The organism is Anaeromyxobacter sp. Fw109-5, assembly GCF_000017505.1.
Classification (GTDB): domain Bacteria; phylum Myxococcota; class Myxococcia; order Myxococcales; family Anaeromyxobacteraceae; genus Anaeromyxobacter.
The window spans coordinates 3,787,919-3,806,973 of sequence record NC_009675.1 but is presented as its reverse complement, the minus strand read 5'-3'; the positions used below and the strand labels follow the sequence as shown (position 1 = coordinate 3,806,973).

Genomic DNA, 19,055 nt, shown 5'->3' with positions numbered 1-19,055 from the left:
GACCTCCACCAAGAGTACGAACCACACCCGGCCCGATTCGACAGACGCGGATCGGAAGAGATGCCCTCCCGACGAGCCATTGGAAGGGTCCCACGCATTCGACCGGACGGCCGGGACACGTCCATCGGTCGCGCCCCAAGCGAGACGGCGTTGCGAGCGGGGTCGGTCGAGAATCCCCTGGCGAACATGATGCCGATGGGGGCTCTGGGGTCGAGCGACACGTACTCCCAGCGCGCTTGCACGGCGTCGTAGGTCAGGTAGTCGATCCGTTGGAAGTCCGGGACGCCGGAGCCCGGCGCCGGCTTCATGATCTCCTGGAGGTAAAGGCCGATCATCGTGCGCTCGGCGACCAGGCCTTTCGCCACGATGGGGCCGCGTCAGGCGAGGGCCGGATCGTCATCACCACATCCCAGCGTCCCACCTGACGCGACAGCCGCGCGCTCTCGGGGCCGGGCGCCAGGAAGCGCTCCATCGTCACCGACGGCTGCTCGACTCCGGCCGGCCGGGTCCGCGAGGGCTCCGCCTGGGCTCGGATGGAGATCGCCGCCGCACCCGCGGCGAGGACCAAGCTGGCCCACAGCGTTCCCCGTGCGGTCTGCAACGCCCGCGTCCGCATCGTCATGGTGCGCCTCCGCCGTCGCGCGCCCGTGGCAGAGCGCTACCCCGCGGCCGATCCCGTGTCACGACGTGGCCTGCGCCATCTCAGGGGCATTTCGGTCCCGCCATCGGTACCGGAGACGGACGAGCCCCGACTGCAACGTCCGGGTCTCCAGCAGCTCGAGCGGATGTCGCCCGCTCACGCTCTGGAAGAGCGCCTTCCCTCCGGCGAGGACCACGGGCACGACCATCAGCCGAAGCTCGTCGATCAACCCGCGCCGTCTTGCTGCGTCCGTCGCCGGTCGAATCGACGAGCAAGGACCGTGCCCCCTGCGTAGCGCCACCCGCGCGCGCGCGCGGACCCACTCACTCGCTCACGCGATGCGCAGTCTGCTCAACGACGCCGGCGTGGCGCGCGCTGGCGGCTCGGGGCGAGCGCACCGGATTTCCAACGGGCGCTGCGGAATACAGCGGGGAGCTGGGGTGGCGCGCCACCTGCACCGCGGGCACGAGCGCCGCTGCCCACGGCGGTGCAGGCGAAAGGATGCACGATGCCCAACCGGAAGCAGGCGAGCGTGACCCCGTCCATCGGTCGAGCGTGGCACCTCGACGAGAACTCGGCGATGCGGCTCCCACGCGGGGATCCCGCCCTCGGGGATCCCGCCCTCGTCGTGCGGGTCGCGCGCGGCACCGTGCTCGTCACGCAGGCGGGCGATCTCGAGGATCACCTCCTCGAGGAGGGCGAGGCGTTCGTCCTGGCCGGCCGCGGCCTCGCCGTCGCCTGGGCGTTCACCGACGCCACCATCTCGGTGCACGGCCTCGAGCGGTCGAGCAACGTCCCGGCGTCCACGCCGCGCGCTTCAGCGAGCGCCGGTTCGCTGAGCGCGACGTGAGGCCCGCGGGGCGATCACGCAGCAGGAGCTCGCGGACGTGGACGGCAGCGCACGCAGCCGTCGCCACGGTCGTGAGGGCGTTTCGAGCCGGATGCGCCGCTCGGCGAGCCCCTTCAGGCGCGTGCCGGTCCGCAGCAGCTCGGCTAGCCCACGAGCGCTGATTCGCAAACCATCTCCATCGAGCTGAAGAGCAGGAGATGACTGGCGCGAGGCGCTGGGTGGGCCGTGATCACGCATCCCGAGAAGGTGCTGTTCCCCGACTCCGGCATCACCAAGGGTGAGCTGTGCGCGTACTACGAGGCGGTGGCGCCGTTGATGATCCCGCACGTTCGCGGGCGCCCGATCACGATGGAGCGGTTCCCCGCCGGCATCGAGAAGAAGGGCTTCATCCAGAAGGACGTGTCGAAGGGGTTTCCGAGCTGGCTCGAGCGCGTCGAGGTCGAGAAGCGCACCGACCCGGCGGGCGAGTCCGTGCACTATCCGCTGGTCGGCGATGCGCGATCCCTGGTCTGGCTCGCCAACCAGAACTCGATCACGCCGCACGTCTGGATCTCGCGGGTACCGAAGCTCCATCAGCCGGACCTGTGCGTGTTCGATCTCGATCCCTCCGCGGAGGATCCGGAGGCGCTGCGCACGGCCGCGCTGGCGGTACGCGAGCTGCTCGACGAGCTCGGGCTGCCGTCTTACGTGAAGACCTCGGGCTCGAAGGGGTTCCACATCCTGGTTCCGCTCGACGGCGAGGGCGACGCCGAGAGCGCGTGGCGGTTCGCGCAGGGCGCGGGCGCGGCGCTGGTCAAGCGCCACCCGCACCTCCTGACGCTGGAGTTCATCAAGGCCGACCGTGGGGACCGCATCTTCGTCGACACCGGGCGCAACGTGCCGGGCGCGACGTTCGCCGCGGTCTACGCGGTCCGTGCCAGGCCGGGCGCGCCGATCTCGGCGCCCTGCACGTGGGCCGAGCTCGAGGGAGGCACCGTCGGCCCGCGGACGTTCACGCTGCGCACGATGGCGGCGCGCGTCGGCGAAGTGGGCGAGCTCTGGTCCGGCCTGGACGAGCGACGGTGCTCGCTGCGCGAGGCGATGGCGAAGCTTCGAACGATGTTGACGGACGCGGACTGGAGCGAGGCGCTCGCTGCGTCGACACGCCGCCCGGTGTCGCGGAAGGCACCCCGCAAGCCGACCCGGAAGGCTGCATCGAAGAGGAAGCCTTGACTCGATCGGCGCAGGTCGGACATGCCGCCCCCCTCGCTTGATCCTGAACGGATGATCAGTTAGCCTCCCGCTCATGGGGATGGCGTCGGACCTGGCGCGCGCGCGGCCGCTGTCGGCGCCGCGCATCTGTTGCCTCGATCTCGACACGTTCTTCGTGTCCGTCGAGCGTCTGCTCGATCCCACGCTGGAAGGCAAACCGGTGGTCGTCGGCGGAAAGCCGGGGAGCCGCGGCGTGGTCACCGCCGCCAGCTACGAGGTCCGCCGCCTGGGCGTGAAGTCGGGAATGTCGCTCTTCGAGGCCGGAAAGCGCGCGCCGAACGCGATCTACCTGCCCACGCGCCACGACGTCTACGGCACCTACGCCGAGCGCGTGCGGGAGATCGCGCGTCGCTTCGCGCCCACGGTTCGGGTCGCCAGCATCGACGAGATGTATCTCGACTTCTCCGGCTGCGAGCGGCTCTACCGATCCGCCGGCGCCGCCCGCGAGAACGGCGCCGAGGACCGCGCTGGCGACGCGATCATCGAGGGCGCGGTGCTGCAGCTGACCACGGCGATCTTCGACGAGCTCGGCCTTCCTTCCAGCGCGGGGGTCGCGACCAGCAAGGTCGTGGCCAAGGTGGCGTCGGCGCTGGCCAAGCCGCGCGGCGTGATGCTGGTGCCCGCAGGCGTCGAGCGGGCCGTGCTCGCGCCGCTGCCGGTGCGGTCGTTCCCCGGCATCGGTCCCGTCGCCGAGGCCAAGCTGCACGCCGCCGGCTACCAGACGCTGGGGGCGGTCGCCGAGGCCTCCCTCGCGGATCTGCAGACGATCTTCGGCGCGTGGGCGGCGTCGATCTCACGCGGCGTGCAGGGGCTGGGGTCGGGGGACCTCTGCCGCGAGCGCCCGGCGTTCGCCGAGCACGATCCCGAGGGTGAGACCGTCGGCAGCATCTCCAACGAACGGACCTTCCGCGAGGACGTGACCGACCCGGCGTCGATCGAGGCGGTGCTGTGCGGTCTGTGCGAGCGGGTCTGCTGGCGCGCGCGCAGGCGCCACGTCAAGGCCCGCACGGTGACCCTCAAGCTGCGCTACGCCGACTTCCACACGCTCACGCGTTCGCACACGACGATGGCGACCAACTCGGAGCTCGAGCTCTACCCCATCGTCAAGGAGATGTTCGCTGCGGCGCGGACACGGTCGCTGCCGATTCGCCTGCTCGGCGTACAGCTCTCGAGCCTCGGCACGTTCGAGCAGCTCCCGCTGTTCGATCGCAACGAGCGCGTCGGCGCGGTCGTCGACGGCATCCGCGCCCGCTTCGGCTTCGCGGCGGTCTCGCTGGCGACCGGGCGCGGTCGGCCCGACGAGGCGCGCGCCTTCCACGCGGCGAGCATGCATGCGCCCGCGCCGAGGCCGCGCGCGCCCTCCACTCCCCCGGCGGTGAGCTCGAACAAGTTGCCACGCGGATCGAAGGGCTAGCCCTCGAGCGGGCACGCCTCGGGTCGGCTGAACCGGCCCGCCCGCCGAGTAGACGGGTGGACGCGGTCGCCTACGTGCTCTGGCAGCCCTCCCGCGCTATGACCGAGGCGCGCGCTGAATGGAGGCAGACATGATCGACCCGATCCGCGAGCTCGCTCGTCACGGCCAGAGCCTCTGGTACGACGGGCTGAAGCGGGACCTGATCCGCACGGGAGGGCTCGCGCGCCTCGTCGAGGACGGCGTCCGCGGCCTCACCACGAACCCGGCCATCTACGAGAAGGCGATCGCGGGGACCGCCGACTACGACGCCGACATCGCGGCGCTGGGATCGCGCGGCCTCGACGCGAAGGCGATCTACGAGGCGCTCGCGATCCAGGACCTGCGGGCGGCGGCCGATCTCATGCGCGCGGTCTGGGACGAGACGGACGGGCGCGACGGCTTCGCGAGCCTCGAGGTGTCCCCCCTCGTCGCCCTCGACACGAGAGCGACCATCGAGGAGGGCCGCCGCCTCTGGAAGGCGCTGGCGAGGCCCAACGTGTTCATCAAGGTCCCGGGCACGCCCGAGGGCATGCCCGCCATCGAGGCGCTGGCGGCTGAGGGAGTCAACGTGAACGTCACGCTGCTCTTCTCGCGCGCGGCATACCGTCAGGCGGCGGAGGCCTGGATGGCTGGGCTGGAGGCGAGGGCGCGGAGAGGAGAGGCGCTTTCGCGGGCGGCGAGCGTGGCGAGCTTCTTCGTCTCGCGCATCGACACCCTCGTCGACCGCCGCCTCGACGAGAAGGCGCGGGGCGCGGCCGACCCCGGCGAGCGCGGTCGCATCGAGGCGCTCCGGGGCAAGGCCGGGATCGCGAACGCGAAGCTCGCCTATCAGGACTTCAAGGAGCTCGTCGCGAGCGAGCGCTGGGCGGCGCTCGCCGCCCGCGGCGCCCGCCCCCAGCGCGTGCTCTTCGCGAGCACGAGCGTCAAGGATCCGCGCTACCCGGAGTTGTTGTACGTCGAGGCGCTCGTCGGCCCGGAGACGGTGGACACGGTGCCACCCGACACCCTGGAGGCGCTCCGCCGCGGGGCCACGGTGCGCGACACGCTCGAGGATGAGATAGGCCTGGCCCGCGCCCAGCTCGCGGCGCTCGAGTCGCTCGGGATCTCGATGGACACGGTCACGGACGCGGTCCTCGAGGAGGGCGTCCGGAAGTTCGCCGAGCCCTTCCAGCAGCTCCTCGCCACGATCGACGCGCGGCGCGCCCACCTCGGCGCGCCGACCGCTCACTGAGGAGTGCCAATCCAGCTCGGAATGGTGGGCTCCTCGACCTCGCCGCAGGGGCCGAACGCAGCGCGCGAGCAAGTCGCGGATCAATCACGATGCGGTCCATGTCTTCCCTCCGACACGTCCTGCAATCTCTTGAAGGACCGCGCCCTCCGCCGTGCGGAGGACTCGCCCGCCTCGCGCCGGTACCTGCGACGCTGGATGGTGCTCCCAACCGAGCGAGTCGAGGGGGTCACTCCCTCTCGCCGGGCGCAGGCGTGTGCGCGTATGCGTCCGGATCGAGGATCTCCCATGTACGTCTCGGGCTCCTTCAACGCGGTGAAGCCCGCCTTCAGGTAGAGCCTCGGGTCGTGCGTGACGAGCATGACCCGGCGCAGCCCCTGGAGATCGGGGTGGGCGAGGATGCACTGCATGAGCCACCTCGCGAGACCGCGTCCGCGATGGCTCTCGATGATGAGGTCGGAACGCCCGACCTGCTCCGGCCGCTCGATCACTTCCCTGCGAGCGTGGTGGTCCCGAACACCAGCAACGAGATCAGTCGGTGCGTCATCGAGTTCCTCCAGCGGGGTCTGCTCACTGCTTGTAGGGAGCCGCCCGCGGCGATGCCCTCGTGGAGTCCGGCTCATCCTCGGGTTCCGGCGATCGCGTGCGACCGGCGGACGCGGGATTCCTCATGCGATAGGGCGCGTCCTGGGCGGAGACGCGAGGACGCGTTCCCAGGTTCCCGGAGCGCTCACAGGTGAAACTCCTCAACGGCCTCGGGCTGGTACTGCACCGACTCGACCTGCAGGACCGCGGTGCGTCCGCTCGGGAGAGGCCACCCGACGAGCGCGCCTTCGGAGAGACCGAGCAGCGCGACGCCCACTGGGGAGAGCACCGAAACATGGCCTTCGTGCGTCCGCTCCTCCTCCGGGTACACGAGCACCACCTCGCGACGCGCGCCGCTCGCGACGTCCTCGAGGACGAGCCTCGAGCGCATCGTCACGACTTCGGCGGGTATGCGGTCAGGCGGTACGACGATCGCGCTGCGCAGCGCCGTCGCGAGCAGCTCGACCGCGTTCTCGCCCCGCGCGTCCGCCGACGCCATGGACTCGAGCGACGCCCGGGCGAGAGTCGCCCGCAGTCGCGCCGCGTCCTGCTCCGTGAGAAGCAGCCGGTCCGTGCGCAAGGCGCCGACGACGTCCACGAGGTACCCTCGATCGTCCTTCACGACGCTTCTCCTCGACACGACTCCTCCTCTCGTCCGGCGCGCGGCCGAAAGGGAACGATGTGCGGCACCCATTCTTGGACGGTGAGCCCGCCGCGCGGCTCCGGATCGAGGCGCGCGTGGCGAGGGCGTCCCGCGCCTCCGGAGCGCACGACGGGTACGCGGTGGGGGTGGATCCGGGGGACGGCGCCTCGACCTGGAGCTGCTGGGGGATCGAGGCGCTACGTGAGGCAGGCCGTATCGCGCGCACACGCGCGCCTGCGGGCGAGGCCCGTGGCTGTGGCGCGCGACGCCAGGACGATGCTCGACACGAACACGGTACATTCAATTTAGGGAGCGGCGCTCACGCGGTCAACCCGCACGCAGTCAGGCGGCGCGCGGCGGCATCCGACCTCTGCGAGGCGCATCGCGAATCGGCTTGCGGCTCACCCAGAAAGGAAGTCGAGGACCTGCTGCAAGAAGAGCTCGGGCGCGGTGAGTGCGGCATCGTGCGGCTGCCCGGGCAGGACGACGAGGCGGCTGTTCGGAAGCGACGAATGCAGTACCTCGGCGGCAGCTGTGTAGACGGGGGAGGTCTCGCCGACCACCAAGAGAAGGGCCGGCGTTCTTAAATTACGTAATGCATGTTTCTGCCTCCGGGAGACCGTCGCACGGGAAAGAAGACGAATAGTGCCGGGAGACCGGCGGGCGTGCCGGACTTCCGGCAGCCCCGGTGCCCGCCGGGCGGGTCAAGAGCGGTGGCCGTCGCTCCGAGGAGCGAGGCCGCGCTCCCGCTCGACCTCGGGCGGCGCGACGGCGAGATGTGCCGGTACCGAGCGCCGCGGGAGAGCCTTGACGCAGCCGCGAAACGGGAATATAGAATTCGCGATTCAATCCGGGAGGTGCAGCATGGGAAGTCTGCGCGCGCTCGGCCGTCTCGACGGAGTGGCCCAAGCCGAACTCGTCGCCCGGCGCGAGGTCGCGCCGTCCGAGCTGCTCGACGCCTTCGCCGAGCGCTGCGAGGCGCTGAACCCGCTGCTGCGCGCGATTCCGACGGTCGACCTCGAGCGCGCCCGGTCGGCCAGGCTCCGTCCTGGCCCATTCTCCGGCGTCCCCTTCCTCGTGAAGGATGCGACGCCGTACCCCGGCCTGCGCTGGTCGGTGGGGGCGCGGCTCTTCCGCCACAACGTGGCACCACAGGGCGTGCCTTACGTCGATCGCATCGACCAGGCGGGGCTCGTGACGGTAGGCAAGAGCGCGACCTCCGAGCTCGGGCTGCTCGGCAGCACCGAGACCTTGCTCGAGGGCATCACCCACAATCCATGGGACCTTTCGCTGTCCGCGTCGGGGTCTTCAGGCGGCGCGGCCGCCGCGGTGGCCGCCGGGATCGTCCCGTTCGCACACGGAAACGACGCGGGCGGCTCGATCCGGATCCCGGCCTCGGTGTGCGGCCTGTTCGGCTTCAAGCCCAGCCGGGACCGCTGCGTCCCCGCGAGCTTGCCCTCGGAGTTCAGCGCGCTGGTCTCCGACCACTGCATCAGCCGCTCGGTGCGGGACAGCGCCCTGTTCCTCTCCGTGACCGAGGACCCCGACGGCGCCCTTCCCGCCGTCGGCTACGTGCAGGCGCCCGTCGCCCGAGCGCTCCGGATCGCGGCCTGGACCCGGACGCTGATGGATGACGAGCCGGAGCCCGAGGTGCGGCGCGCCCACGACGAGGCGGTGGCGCTCTGCCTCTCGCTCGGGCACGAGGTCGAGCCCGTCGTGCCGCCGGCCGTCGACGGGCCAGCCCTCGGCGACGCGTTCTTCCTCGTGGCGGGCTCTGCGGTGGCCGCGCTCCTCGAGATGGTCGACCGGATGCGCGGGCACCCGGTCCAGCACGACGAGCTCGAGCCGTTCACCTGGGCGCTCGCGGACGAGCTCGCTCGGCGCGGCGCCGGCGCGCTCGCCGGGGCTCGCCGGGTCTTCGCGGCCTCGACCGAGGCCTACGTCGCGGCCACCCGTGGTTTCGACGCGGTGCTCAGCCCCACCTTGGCGACCCGGCCGTGGCGCATCGGCCACCTCTCGCCCGTGCTGCCTAGGGAGGAGCTGATCCGGCGCACGGCGCGCTCGGTCGGCTACACCCCCATCCACAACGTCGCCGGGTGCCCGGCGATGTCGGTGCCCCTCCACTGGAGCGACGACGGCGTCCCCGTCGGCGTCCACTTCGCCGCGGCGCGGGGCGCGGACGCGCTGCTGCTCGGACTCGCGTACCAGCTCGAGGAGGCGCGGCCGTGGCGCGATCGCTGGGCGCCGTTCTCGTATCCGCGGCTTTTCGACGCCTGATGCCCCAGGTTCTCAAGGACGAGGTCCGCGACCGGATCCTCGGCGCCGCGCTCGAGGTGTTCGCCGAGCGCGGCTACGAGGGCGCGACCATGATCGCCATCGCGGAGCGCGCGGGCGTCGGGACCGCGAGCACCTACCGCTACTTCGCGGGCAAGCGCGAGCTGTTCGAGACCCTCGTCACACCCGAGCTGGCGGAGCGGTTCGAGTCGTTGCTCGACCGGCGCGTGCACGCGCTGAGCGCGGCTCTCTCCGCCGGCGGGCGCGGCGCCGACGACCTCGGCGACCAGATGTTTCGCTTCTGGGTCGAGAATCGGCTCGCGGTGGTGATCCTGCTGGACCGCGCCGCCGGGACCGCCTACGCCCGGTTCGGAGAACGCTTCGTGCAGCGGCTGGTCGCGTCCACCCTCGCGGAGCTGGAGGCGAGCGCCGGCCGTGGCGCGACCGGCGTCGCCCGGAAGGTGCTCACGGAGATCTTCGAGAGCACTCGCCGATCACTCGCGGCGCTCCTCGAGGACCACCCCGACGAGCGCAGCTTGCGCGAAGCGATCGAGGCGTTCTGGAGCTACCAGGTCCCTGGGATACACGGGTTCGCCCGCTGGGTGCGAGGTGATCCGCGGCGGGGCAGGACGTCCAAGAGCGCGCCGGGACGCTCGAGGGGTCGCTGAGTAGGGCTTGCGCTTGTGACCGCCGGAGGCCTTCCGGCACCAAGCAGTCGCAGGCGGCGATGAAGGTGCGATGGGAGTAGAGGGCGAACTCGATGGCGCCGCACGCGCACCAAGCCCGTATGTTTCTTCGCCATTCGCTAGCCCGCTTGGATTAGCAAGCAATTGCGCGTCCCCCGCTCCGAATCGTCCGAGACGCCTCGGCGTGCACGGACTGCGGCGCGTGCACGCGCGCGTGCGGCGTGGGATCCGTGCGTGATCGGCGCGTGGATCGCCTGGGTCCGCGCTCGCCGAGTCGGTGTCGCGCCTCCACTTCATCCGCCCGTTCCGCAAGGCGTTCGGCGTCACGCCCGCGGCCTGGCGCCGCGACCAACGGTTCGATTCCGACCATTCCGTATCGGCCCGATCAGGTCTCGAACAGGGCGTCGCACCCGGGAGCACCCGGGAATCCGGACCACCCTCTCAGACCCGTCGACCCGCGCGGAGCGGGGACGCGTGATCCGTGTGGTCGGAGCCTCGGCAGGAAGAGCGGCGACGGTCTTCGCCAAGGGAGGGAATATGGCAGCACGGTCGCTGAAGCTCGCGGCGTTCGCCACGACCTTGTTCGTGTCCGCCGGCGCGTGGGGCGCGCCGTCCCACGTCAACGATCTCCCGCGCGCGCTGGAGCGGAAGGTGCACGCCGTCACGAAGGTGCTCGAGCACCGCGGGTACGAGGTGGCACGCGGGTACTGGAAGACGTTCGGGATCGACGATTGTCAGTGGGCGATCGACGTCATGGGCAATTGCCTGGGCAACAACCCGACGGCCCCGTACATCCTGCCCGTCCTCCCGCTGTGGCGCGACGAGTACGTCGACGCGACCACGCGGACGCTGTTCGGGCCCGTGCCGCGCCGATACGCGGCGACCTACCGCCTCGCCGAGCGAGAGGCGATCGTCATCCTGGCGAAGCTTCCGCCCGAGGGCGCGTACTTCGGCGTCCAGTCGTACGTGTTCACCAGGGCGGGCGCGATCGACACGTCCGACGAGGTGTACCAGTGGCTGGACGAGAGATTCTCCCCGATGGTGGACCTGCTGTTCGACACGGCGCCGGATCCATCGCGCGTGGTCGTCTTCTCCAGCATCGGTGACGCGAACAACCACATCGTGATGGCTGGGCGCGGCGAGCCCCCCTGGGACCAGGAGCGGTTCATCGTCGTCACGCCCGACGAGTCGATGCAGGAGGCCGTGAACGCGGCGTTGCACGACGGTGCGGACATCCCGGCGCAGCACGTCTTCGTGGAGCCCGTCGCACCCGAGCTCGTGCGCCTCGGCCTGCACTCCTCGGCCGATGACCTCCTGACCATCGTCCGCTATGCCCTGCCGAAGGACGAGGTGGCCGGGGACCTCTGGCGGCAGGAGCTTCCCTTGGCGGTTCTCCGCGTGCGCGACATGAAGGCGCCGGACGCCATCCGTCCTTACGCGACCCCTGCGTACGACGCGCGGAGCGCGATCTCGGAGCAGCCGCTGCGGCCGGCCCTCGACGCACTCGTCCCCGCGGTCATCGCCGACTGGGGCAGCTCGCCGGGCTGCGCCAAGCCGTTCACGCCTTTCATCGTCCCGTACCTCGACGTCGACCTCATCGGCCAGCACTGCCTCGAGCGGCCGATGAACTGTCTCGGGGATACGCTCGACACCGACACGTACCGGATCAGCCCTCAGTTCAGCCTCGATCCATCTCCGAAGGCCGTCGCCGTCGTGGGCGCGCTCGCGACGGCCACCGGAAACGCGACCTACGTGAGCATGTCGGTGAACCGACAGGCGGTCATGGAAGGGGTCAAGAACTTGTCGCAGCTCGACCTGGCGCGGTCGGCTGCGGCGTTCGGCGTACCCGGCGGCGACAAGCTGTACGCCTTCTATCTCGCGCGCCGGTGTCCGGCGGGGAAGAAGGCACCGTGCTTCGAGATCGCAGAAGCGGACGTTCCGGCGAACGAGGTCATCAACCTCATCCAGCGAAACTACATCAAGCCCGGAACGGCTCGAGGGGCGGATCCGGGCGAGGCCGGCGCCGAGACGCTGCTGCGACCGCGCCTGATCTGGCTGGACCCGGGTGATTGCCCGCCGTAGAGCCCGAGCGGCAAACCATGCGGGCGACCCCGGTGGAGCGCACACAGATCGCCGGATACTTGCGGGCGTCCCGTGCTGACCGTTCAGAGGCACGCTCGAGGCGCCGCCGTCGAAGGCGCCGCGTACGCCGGTAGAGCTGGCCCGAGCTCGAGCGTTCCGTCAACGCGCCGCGGCGCTGCGCGACGCGATCACCGCGCGCGGCGGATGGGTCCGTCAAGGTCACGGATGGCAGCTCGCCCAGGACCAGGCGGTCCATCGCGCGCGGCCACGGTCCGTGAGCGGAGCAACTCGACCGTCGCGCCGCGGTCGCTCGACGCCGGCGGCGCGCCGAGCCGCACGACGCCGTCCGGCGGACGGGCGCGGCGCCGGCCACGCCTTGTCCGGCCCCGCGCCGGTGCGCACCTCATCGGCGAATGACCGAGCTCCTCTCACGCCTTTCGGGGGCGACGGTCTATGTCTTCGCCGCCGCCAGCATGCTGTCGCTCGGGCTGGGACACTCGCTGGGCGAGATCGTCGCGCCGCTCCGCGACGTGCGGATCGTCCTTCGCGTGCTCGTCCCGAACTTCGTCTTCGTCCCGGTGATCGCCGTGGGCGTGGCCGGATACCTGTCACTCGATCGCTCGCTCGAGATCGGCCTGATCCTCATCGGCATGGCGGCAGGGGCGCCGTTCCTCGTCAAGCTGACCGAGCACGCCGAGCACGACGTCGCGCTGAGCGCGACGCTGCTCCTGCTCCTCCTCCCCGCCACCGTCGTCTTCATGACGGTGTTCGTGCCGATCGCCGCACCGGACGCCGCGAACGTCGACGCCGTCGCCATCGCGCGGCCGCTGGAGCTGACGATGCTCGTGCCGATGACGGTCGGCTTCCTCGTACGCGGGCGCTCGCCCCGCTGGGCGGCGCGCGTCAGGCCGGCGCTCGGCAAGCTGTCCAGCGCCTCGCTCGTCGTGATGGTCGCGACGGTCGTGGTCCTGAACCTGCGCGCGATCCTCGACGTGTTCGGGACGGGCGCGATCCTCGCGGCGCTGCTGCTGGTCGCGTTGGCGTTCGTCGTCGGCTACGGGTTCGGCGGTCCGAGCGACGAGAGCCGCGGCGTGCTCGGGCTCGCCACCGCGCAGCGCAACATCGCGGCGGCGACGGTGGTCGCCTCCGAGAGCTTCCACGATCCGCGGACGCTCGTGATGGTGGTGACCTCGTCGCTCGTGGCGCTCGGCGTGCTGTTCCCGGTCGCCAAGGTGCTGCGCAAGCGCGCCCGGGGGGACGCGGGGCCCTGGATCCCGCGCCGTCGGACCACCTAGGCAAGCTTCGCAAGGCAGAAGGACCGACGGCCGACATGGCGCGTGAGTGGCCGGTCGATGACTCGCGCGCTCGCCACCACCGTGCGCACCGTTGCGGCTCGTGAACCGGAGCAGGCTCAGGAGGCCAGGGGCGCGGACGCTTCCCACGGAGCCCCCTCACGCCCACACGCAGCCGTGGATCGCGCCGTTCGCCGCGAAAGCGATCTACGGCCTGCTCACCGTGCTCGCCCTCCTCGTCGCGATGGAGGAGCACCCGCCGACCCCGCTCCGCGCGTCCGTGACGCTCTTCGGGGCGATCTTCGGCATCGCCCTCGCGGAGGCCTACTCCGAATGGATCGCCGAGATGCTGGCGCATCGCCGGCCGCTCTCTCGCGAAGAGCTCCGCGGCATCTGGCGCGTCGTCGCGCCGGTGATGCTCGGTGCGCAGCCCCCGACGGTCGTGCTGCTCATCTCGGCGCTCGGGTTCCTCCCCGTCGAGACCGCGATCGACGTCGGGCAGTGGACGGACCTGGCGCTCCTCTATCTGTTCGGAGTGCGCGTGGGACGGGTCGCTCAGCAGACCTGGCCGCTCGCGATCGGCAGCGGAGCCATCGCGACGGCGACGGGGGCGCTCATCATCCTGGTGAAGTCCCTCTTTCACTGAGATGGCGGCGCCGCGGCGCCGGCGCTCGCGCTCGAGCGCCGCGGGTGCCCGCGCGGGCTCGCGGTCACCGCCGGCCTGGCGGGCTCGACGCTGCTCTGCCCGCGCGCGGCCGCCGGGCGCGGCTCCGCCCGAGCCATGCGCTCGCCGACGCGAGGGCCTGCGCCGTCGACTCGCCGAGGATCGTCGTCGCCGGAACGACGCGCACCACGCGCTCGAGATCGAGCTTCCCGGTGCGCCGGAGCTGATCCCGGACGGCGCCCTCCACGCCGCTCAGGTAGAGGCGACCGCCGACCGCCTCGAGCTCGTCGGCGTACGAATCGAGCACCTCGATGAGCGTCGCGCCGATGCGCGTCCTTCCCCGGAGCCGCAGCACCACCACCGGGCGGACCGCGCCCGCGGGGCTCGGGAGCGCCTCCTCGAGGCGCCGCGCGCCGGCGAAGAAGAGGCTGCCTTGCACGTGCACCACGGTGACCTCCTCGCTGGGGAGGCGCGGCGGCGGCTGCTCCTCCGCGAACCGGCCGTCGGGGAGCCGCACCAGCGCCCGCACCGTGACGTCGCTCTCGGACGCGAGGTGCAGGATGATCGACAGGAGCACACCGACCCCGACCGCAGCCGGCACCGACAGCACGAGCGTCGCGGCGAAGGTCACCGTGATCGCCCAGCGCGCCGCGCGGCTCGTCGCCCAGATCGACCGCGCCTCGCGCAGGTCGAGCGCGCCGAGACCCGCGACGATCATGAGGGCGGCGAGCGCGGCCATCGGGACCAGGCCGACCAGCCCGGGCACGAGCAGCACGATCACGAGCATCCACACGCCCGACAGGATCCCCGCCCAGCGGCTCCGAGCGCCGACGGCGACGTTGAGCGCGGTCTGCCCGACCGAGCCACCCGCGGGGATCCCGGAGAGCAGCCCGCTCGCCACGTTGGCCGCCCCCTGTGCGAGCAGGTCGCGCGACGCATCGACGGGGCGGCCGTCGGGGTTCTCCACCGTCTGGCTGACGCCCACACCCTGGACCGCGATGACGACCGCGAGCGCGAACGCCGAGGCGATCAGCTCTGCGGAGACGAGATCGAGGCGCGGGAGCGCGGGGAGCGGAAGGCCGCGCGGGATCGGGCTGACGTCCTCGACCTGCCTCACGCTCTCCCACCCCGCGACGAGGACCAGGATCGTCGGCACGAGGAGCGCGACGAGGGACGACCACGTCGCGAGCCGCGTGCGGCCGAGCCCCGACGCGAGGGCGAGCGCCAGCACGCCGACCACGACGGTGCGAAGGTCGAACCGGTCGACGTTGGCGACGAGGTTCGCGAGCTCGCCCACGGGGTTGCGTCCCCGAGCGGCGAACCCGACGAGGGGCGCGAGCTGATCCAGGATCAGCACCACCGCGACGCCGGCGAGGAAGCCGGTCATCACCGCGTGAGAGACGAAGCGGGCGAGACGGCCGAGCCGGAGGAGGCCGAAGACCGCGAGGAACAGCCCGGCGACGATGGCGAGGAGGAAGATCGCCTCCGCGCGGCGCTCTGCGGGTTGGGCTGCGACCGCCTGACCGGCGACGAGCGCGGCGGCGCTCGTCGTCGCGATCTGCATCAGCTGGGCGCTCACGATCGGGCTCCCGCCGAGGGGCGCCGCGATGCTCGTGTACAGGCCGTACACGGGGTTCACGCCCGCGAGCGCCGCCGAGGCGAGCCCGTCGGGCACGCTCACCACCGCGTTGAGCAGGCCGGCGAGCGTATCCCTGGGCAGCGTGGTCGTTCGCATGGGCGCTCGCTCCAACCTATCTTCTCGGCACGGCGGGAGCCGGCGGGGAGTGCGAGCATGGCGGCTGAGAAGAACGGCTTTCCGAGGCACGTGGAGCGCGAGGTCTACCCGAAGCCGGAGCACCGCTTCGCCGGCGCGAAGATCGGCCTCACGCACGAGGACTCGCGCCCCGACTACCCGGCGCCCGAGCAGGCGCCGCCGCACGCGGCGAACGTGGTGATCGTGCTGCTCGACGACGCCGGCTGGGCGGTGTCGAGCGCGTACGGGGGGCTCTGCCGGATGCCGACGGCGGAGCGGCTCGCTCGCGAAGGGCTGCAGTACTGCGCGTTCCACACGACGGCGCTGTGCGCGCCGACGCGCGCGGCGCTGCTCACCGGCCGGAACCACCACTCCGCCGCGACGGGTGTCGTGGCCGAGATGGCGACCGGCTATCCCGGCTACTCGGGGATGATCCCGCGGAGCTGCGCGATGATCTCGGAGATCCTGTCGCAGAACGGCTGGGCGACGGGCTGGTGGGGCAAGAACCACAACGTGCCCGATGGTCACACGAGCGCGGCCGGGCCGTTCGACCACTGGCCGAGCCGGCGTGGCTTCGACTACTTCTACGGGTTCGTCGGCGGCGAGACGGATCAGTTCTATCCCGCGCTGTATCGCGACACGACGCCCGTCGCGCCGCCGAGGACACCGGAGGAGGGGTATCACCTCACCACGGACCTCGCGGACGACTGCATCGCCTGGATGCGCCGCCAGAAGGCGATCGCGCCGGAGCGACCGCTGTTCGTGCACTTCGCGCCCGGCGCCGTCCACGGCCCGCACCAGCCGCCGCTCGCGTGGCGCGGCCGCAACGCGGGGCGGTTCGACATGGGCTGGGACCGCTGCCGCGAGCTCGTCCACGCGCGCCAGCTCGAGCTCGGCGTCATCCCCCCCGCAACGCGCCTGACGCCGCGCCCCGCGGAGCTGCCGGCCTGGGACTCCTTCGGTCCGGAGGAGCGGCGGCTCTTCGCGCGCCAGATGGAGAACTTCGCCGACTTCCAGGAGCACACCGACTTCGAGGTCGGCCGCCTCGTCGAGGCGCTCGAGGCGCTCGGCGAGCTCGAGAACACGCTCTTCCTCTACATCCTCGGCGACAACGGCTCGAGCGCGGAGGGGAGCCTCCACGGCACGATCAACGAGACGGCGTCGATGAGCGGCGTCGAGCCGCCGCTCGCGCAGACCCTCGCGCGCATCGACGAGATCGGGCTCCCCGGGACCTGGCCGCACTACGCCGTGGGCTGGGCGTGGGCGGGCGACACTCCGTACCAGTGGGTGAAGCAGGTCGCCTCGCACTTCGGCGGGACGCGCAACGGCCTCGTCGTGAGCTGGCCCGCGTGGATCGCGGATCGCGGCGCGAAGCGGTTCCAGTTCCACCACGTCGTGGACGTGGTGCCGACCCTGCTCGAGGTGGCCGGGATCGCGGAGCCGGCGATGGTCGACGGCGTGACGCAGAAGCCGATCGAGGGCGTCAGCATGGCCTACACGTTCGACCGGCTGAACGCGGACGCGCCCACCCGCAAGGAGACGCAGTACTTCGAGATGCTCGGCAATCGCGGCATGTACCGCGACGGCTGGTTCGCGGCCTGCCGCCACGGACGGCTCCCGTGGGAGACGAGCGGCAGCGCCGACTTCGCCGAGGACCGCTGGGAGCTGTACGACCTGCGCGACGACTTCAGCCAGGCCGAGGACCTCGCGGCGCGCCATCCGGAGAAGCTGCGCGAGCTGCGGGACCTGTTCCTCGCCGAGGCCGCGAAGCACGGGGTGCTGCCGCTCGACGACCGCTTCGTGGAGCGGTCCGATCCGTCGCTGCGCCCCGGGTTCTTCACCGGGCGGACCCGGCTGGTGCTCGATCCCGGCCTCGTGCGGCTGCCGGAGGGCAGCGCGCCGCGGACGGCGAACGTGGACCACGTCCTCACGGTCATGGCCGAGCTCCCGGAGGGCGGCGCGGAAGGCGTCCTCGCCTGCATGGGCGGGGACTGCTCTGGGTGGACGCTGTTCGTCGACGGCGGCCGGCTCCGCTACCACTACAACCGCTTCGACTACGATCGGTACGACGTCGTCTCCGACGCGCCGCTCCCGGCCGGCCGCGTGGAGCTGCGCCTCGAGTTCCGGTGCGACGATCCGCGCAAGCGGGGAGGCGGCGCGACGGTGCGGCTCCTCTGCGACGGCCGCGTCGTCGGCGAGGGGCGGGTCGAGAAGCAGGTGACCGGCAGGTTCGGGGAGTGCTTCGACGTGGGGCAGGACTCGCTCTCGCCGGTGTGGGGCGGCTACCGCGATCGCCTCCCGTTCCGGTTCACGGGGATCATCCAGCGCGTCCACCTCGAGCTCGGCGAGGCGGCGGAGCCGACCGCGGCGGAGCGGCTCGAGGAGCAGATCCGGTTCGACTGATGGCCGCGCCCGCGACAGCGGCGTTCCATGTCCTCGCCAAGCCGGCGGGTGCGAGCTGCAACCTCGACTGCAAGTACTGCTTCTACCTCGAGAAGGAGCGGCTCCATCCGGGCTCGACGTTCCGGATGTCCGACGAGGTCCTCGAGGCCTTCGTGCGGCAGCGGCTCGAGGCGGGGCGGGACGGCGCCGTCACCATCGCGTGGCAGGGTGGCGAGCCGACGCTGATGGGCCTCGACTTCTTCCGGCGGTCGATCGCGGTCGAGCAGCGGTACCGGCGCCCCGGCACCACGGTCGAGCACGTGCTCCAGACGAACGCCACGCTGCTCGACGACGAGTGGTGCGCGTTCCTCGCCGAGCACGACTTCCTCGTCGGAGTCTCCATCGACGGCCCGCGCGCGCTGCACGACGCCTTCCGGGTGGACAGGGGCGGCGGTCCGACCTTCGATCGCGTGATGCGCGGCGTGCGGCTCCTGCGCGCCCGCGGCGTCCGCCTCAACGCGCTCGCCGCGGTGCACGCCGCGAACGCGGCGTACCCGGTGGACGTGTACCGCTTCCTGAAGGAGGAGGTGTCGCCGTTCATCCAGCTCATCCCCATCGTCGAGCGGGACGAGGCGAAGGGCGCGGGCGCGGTGACCGCGCGCTCCGTGCGCGCCGAGGACTACGGCCGGTTCCTCGTCGAGATCTTCGACGAGTGGATCCGCGAGGACGTCGGCGACGTGTTCGTGCAGGCGTTCGACGTGGCGCTCGAGTCGTGGGTCCTGGGCCGCTCTTCGCTCTGCGTGTTCGCGGAGACGTGCGGCGACGCCGTCGTGCTCGAGCACCGCGGCGACGTCTACTCGTGCGATCACTTCGTCGACGGCGCGCACCGCCTCGGCGACGTGCGGGAGACGCCGCTCGCCGAGCTCGTGGCGTCGGACCGGCAGCGCAGGTTCGGGAGCGACAAGCGCGACACCCTCCCGGACTACTGCCGCCGCTGCGACGTCCGGTTCGCCTGCCACGGCGGCTGCCCCAAGGACCGGTTCGCCGAGACGCCGGACGGCGAGCCCGGGCTCAACTACCTCTGCGCGGGGTACCGGACGTTCTTCCGGCACGTGGATGGGCCGATGCGGGCGATGGCCGCGCTCCTCCGCGCCGGCCGGCCGGCGGCGGACGTCCGGAGAGCTTTCGCGGAGGTGGCGCGCTCGCACGCTTGAAGAGTTGGGCGAGAGCCCGTGCTCGGACTCGAGCTGCGCGCGCACGCCGGCTCGCGCG

General features: G+C 71.7%; 14 protein-coding genes. 11 read left to right on the top strand and 3 right to left on the bottom strand.

Going from position 1 to position 19,055, the window contains the following annotated elements; genetic code table 11:
- Nucleotides 1–680 precede the first annotated feature (680 nt).
- Nucleotides 681–848 (bottom strand): hypothetical protein, encoded by a 168-nt coding sequence (locus ANAE109_RS24950; RefSeq protein WP_143828002.1) that lies wholly within the window; start codon nucleotides 846–848, stop codon nucleotides 681–683.
- A gap of 300 nt (nucleotides 849–1,148) precedes the next feature.
- On the opposite strand from ANAE109_RS24950, the gene ANAE109_RS16665 reads away from it, so the two are divergent.
- The 4 genes from ANAE109_RS16665 (at nucleotide 1,149) to tal (ending at nucleotide 5,425) form a co-directional block, all read left to right on the top strand.
- Nucleotides 1,149–1,490 (top strand): DUF2917 domain-containing protein, encoded by a 342-nt coding sequence (locus ANAE109_RS16665; protein ID WP_041448437.1) that lies wholly within the window; start codon nucleotides 1,149–1,151, stop codon nucleotides 1,488–1,490.
- Nucleotides 1,491–1,715: 225 nt separating this feature from the next.
- Nucleotides 1,716–2,702 (top strand): non-homologous end-joining DNA ligase, encoded by a 987-nt coding sequence (gene ligD / locus ANAE109_RS16660; RefSeq protein ID WP_012098059.1) that lies wholly within the window; start codon nucleotides 1,716–1,718, stop codon nucleotides 2,700–2,702.
- Nucleotides 2,703–2,775: 73 nt separating this feature from the next.
- On the top strand, nucleotides 2,776–4,155 hold the full coding sequence (locus tag ANAE109_RS16655) for a DNA polymerase IV (protein ID WP_012098058.1): 1,380 nt from the start codon (nucleotides 2,776–2,778) through the stop codon (nucleotides 4,153–4,155).
- A gap of 130 nt (nucleotides 4,156–4,285) precedes the next feature.
- Nucleotides 4,286–5,425: a transaldolase gene (gene tal, locus ANAE109_RS16650; RefSeq protein ID WP_234945165.1), complete on the top strand. Its 1,140-nt coding sequence runs from the start codon at nucleotides 4,286–4,288 to the stop codon at nucleotides 5,423–5,425.
- A gap of 727 nt (nucleotides 5,426–6,152) precedes the next feature.
- Here the strand turns inward: tal and rnk are convergent.
- Nucleotides 6,153–6,647 (bottom strand): nucleoside diphosphate kinase regulator, encoded by a 495-nt coding sequence (gene rnk, locus ANAE109_RS25360; protein ID WP_012098055.1) that lies wholly within the window; start codon nucleotides 6,645–6,647, stop codon nucleotides 6,153–6,155.
- 903 nt (nucleotides 6,648–7,550) lie between these two features.
- Here rnk and ANAE109_RS16635 point away from each other — a divergent pair.
- The 5 genes from ANAE109_RS16635 (at nucleotide 7,551) to ANAE109_RS16615 (ending at nucleotide 13,630) form a co-directional block, all read left to right on the top strand.
- Nucleotides 7,551–8,927, top strand: coding sequence for an amidase (locus tag ANAE109_RS16635; RefSeq protein WP_234945164.1), 1,377 nt, complete (start codon nucleotides 7,551–7,553; stop codon nucleotides 8,925–8,927).
- Complete coding sequence (locus tag ANAE109_RS16630) at nucleotides 8,927–9,592, top strand: TetR/AcrR family transcriptional regulator (protein WP_012098053.1); 666 nt, start codon at nucleotides 8,927–8,929, stop codon at nucleotides 9,590–9,592. The genes ANAE109_RS16635 and ANAE109_RS16630 overlap by 1 nt, the downstream gene beginning before the upstream one ends.
- A 492-nt stretch (nucleotides 9,593–10,084) precedes the next feature.
- Nucleotides 10,085–11,692 carry a hypothetical protein gene (locus ANAE109_RS16625; protein ID WP_143828001.1) on the top strand — a complete coding sequence of 536 codons (1,608 nt, stop codon included), beginning with the start codon at nucleotides 10,085–10,087 and terminating at the stop codon, nucleotides 11,690–11,692.
- A gap of 413 nt (nucleotides 11,693–12,105) precedes the next feature.
- Nucleotides 12,106–12,987: a bile acid:sodium symporter family protein gene (locus ANAE109_RS16620; RefSeq protein WP_012098050.1), complete on the top strand. Its 882-nt coding sequence runs from the start codon at nucleotides 12,106–12,108 to the stop codon at nucleotides 12,985–12,987.
- A 220-nt stretch (nucleotides 12,988–13,207) separates the two neighbouring features.
- Complete coding sequence (locus ANAE109_RS16615; RefSeq protein ID WP_158305904.1) at nucleotides 13,208–13,630, top strand: hypothetical protein; 423 nt, start codon at nucleotides 13,208–13,210, stop codon at nucleotides 13,628–13,630.
- A gap of 64 nt (nucleotides 13,631–13,694) precedes the next feature.
- Here the strand turns inward: ANAE109_RS16615 and ANAE109_RS16610 are convergent, their stop codons facing one another.
- Nucleotides 13,695–15,383 (bottom strand): SulP family inorganic anion transporter, encoded by a 1,689-nt coding sequence (locus tag ANAE109_RS16610; RefSeq protein ID WP_012098048.1) that lies wholly within the window; start codon nucleotides 15,381–15,383, stop codon nucleotides 13,695–13,697.
- 57 nt (nucleotides 15,384–15,440) lie between these two features.
- On the opposite strand from ANAE109_RS16610, the gene ANAE109_RS16605 reads away from it, so the two are divergent.
- Complete coding sequence (locus ANAE109_RS16605; protein WP_012098047.1) at nucleotides 15,441–17,804, top strand: arylsulfatase; 2,364 nt, start codon at nucleotides 15,441–15,443, stop codon at nucleotides 17,802–17,804.
- Nucleotides 17,804–18,997, top strand: coding sequence for an anaerobic sulfatase maturase (locus ANAE109_RS16600; RefSeq protein WP_012098046.1), 1,194 nt, complete (start codon nucleotides 17,804–17,806; stop codon nucleotides 18,995–18,997). Before ANAE109_RS16605 ends, ANAE109_RS16600 begins: the two co-directional genes overlap by 1 nt.
- Nucleotides 18,998–19,055 lie beyond the last annotated feature (58 nt).